Source organism: Nocardia neocaledoniensis, assembly GCF_029868625.1.
Taxonomy (GTDB): Bacteria; Actinomycetota; Actinomycetes; order Mycobacteriales; family Mycobacteriaceae; genus Nocardia; species Nocardia neocaledoniensis_A.
The window spans coordinates 1-1,998 of the sequence record NZ_JARWOJ010000243.1 but is presented as its reverse complement, the minus strand read 5'-3'; the positions used below and the strand labels follow the sequence as shown (position 1 = coordinate 1,998).

General features: G+C 55.6%; 2 rRNA genes. Both read left to right on the top strand.

From position 1 onward, the window contains the following. A 16S ribosomal RNA gene (locus QH270_RS18965) occupies positions 1 to 126 on the top strand; the annotation flags it as partial. Positions 127 to 446: 320 nt separating this feature from the next. Continuing rightward, positions 447 to 1,998 (top strand): 23S ribosomal RNA (locus QH270_RS18960); the annotation flags it as partial.

Genomic DNA, 1,998 nt, shown 5'->3' with positions numbered 1-1,998 from the left:
AGTCGGTAACACCCGAAGCCGGTGGCCTAACCCTTGTGGAGGGAGCCGTCGAAGGTGGGATCGGCGATTGGGACGAAGTCGTAACAAGGTAGCCGTACCGGAAGGTGCGGCTGGATCACCTCCTTTCTAAGGAGCACTTCTCCAGATGGTGTCTCGAACAGTCGAGATAGCCTCTGGCAGAGACCGTTTAGACCTCATTCGTAGGTCTGCGGACGCTCATGGGTGGAACACTGACTGACTCATCGCATCATGGCCGGAGCAAAGTCTTCGACCGCGGTGATATACCGACACACTATTGGGTCCTGAAAGAACAGGCGTTCTTTCTAGGCAAAAACGATCCACTCGGATCTTCGAGACATTGCCGGCGTCAGCCGAGTCAATCCCGGAACATGGTTGCGAGTGGGTGTGTTGTTTGAGAACTGCACAGTGGACGCGAGCATCTTTGTTAGTAAGTGTTTAAGAGCGTACGGTGGATGCCTTGGCACCAGGAGCCGATGAAGGACGTAGGAGGCTGCGATAAGCCTCGGGGAGCTGTCAACCGAGCTGAGATCCGAGGATTTCCGAATGGGGAAACCCAGCACGAGTGATGTCGTGTTACCCGCATCTGAATATATAGGGTGTGTGGAGGGAACGTGGGGAAGTGAAACATCTCAGTACCCACAGGAAGAGAAAACAACATGTGATTCCGTGAGTAGTGGCGAGCGAAAGCGGATGAGGCTAAACCAGCTTGATGTGATAGACGGCAGTCGTTGTCTTGCTGGGGTAGTGGGAACATTCTTCTCTGATCTGCCGATCAGGGCGAGAGTCAGAAACCTAGGTGTTAGTTGAAGTGGTCTGGAACGGCCTGCCATAGACGGTGATAGTCCGGTAAACGAAAATTCCTAGGCTCTCGTGGATGTCTCCCGAGTAGCAGCGGGCCCGTGAAATCTGCTGTGAATCTGCCGGGACCACCCGGTAAGCCTGAATACTCCCTGGTGACCGATAGCGGACTAGTACCGTGAGGGAAAGGTGAAAAGTACCCCGGGAGGGGAGTGAAATAGTACCTGAAACCGTGCGCTTACAATCCGTCAAAGCCCTCTGTTCTGCAGTGGGGTGATGGCGTGCCTTTTGAAGAATGAGCCTGCGAGTCATCGGTGTGTGGCGAGGTTAACCCGTGTGGGGTAGCCGTAGCGAAAGCGAGTCCGAATAGGGCGCTCTTTAGTCGCACATTATGGACCCGAAGCGGAGTGATCTACCCATGGCCAGGGTGAAGCGACGGTAAGACGTCGTGGAGGCCCGAACCCACTTAGGTTGAAAACTGAGGGGATGAGCTGTGGGTAGGGGTGAAAGGCCAATCAAACTCCGTGATAGCTGGTTCTCCCCGAAATGCATTTAGGTGCAGCGTCACGTGTTTCACGCCGGAGGTAGAGCTACTGGATGGCCTAGGGGGCCCACAAGCTTACCGAAGTCAGCCAAACTCCGAATGCCGGTGTGTGAGAGCGTGGCAGTGAGACTGCGGGGGATAAGCTTCGTAGTCGAGAGGGAAACAGCCCAGATCGCCGGCTAAGGCCCCTAAGCGTGTACTAAGTGGAAAAGGATGTGGGGTCGCTGAGACAACCAGGAGGTTGGCTTAGAAGCAGCCACCCTTGAAAGAGTGCGTAATAGCTCACTGGTCAAGTGATCCTGCGCCGACAATGTAGCGGGGCTCAAGTACACCGCCGAAGCCGCGGCATTCAGACATTAGATCGCCTTCGGGCCAGTCGTCTGGATGGGTAGGGGAGCGTCCTGTAGCCGTGGAAGTCACAGTGTGAACTAGTGGTGGAGGCTACGGGAGTGAGAATGCAGGCATGAGTAGCGAAAGACGAGTGAGAAACTCGTCCGCCGAATGACCAAGGGTTCCTGGGCCAGGTTAATCCGCCCAGGGTGAGTCGGGACCTAAGGCGAGGCCGACAGGCGTAGTCGATGGACAACGGGTTGATATTCCCGTACCCGTGTATCCGCGCCCAATGGCGAATCAGT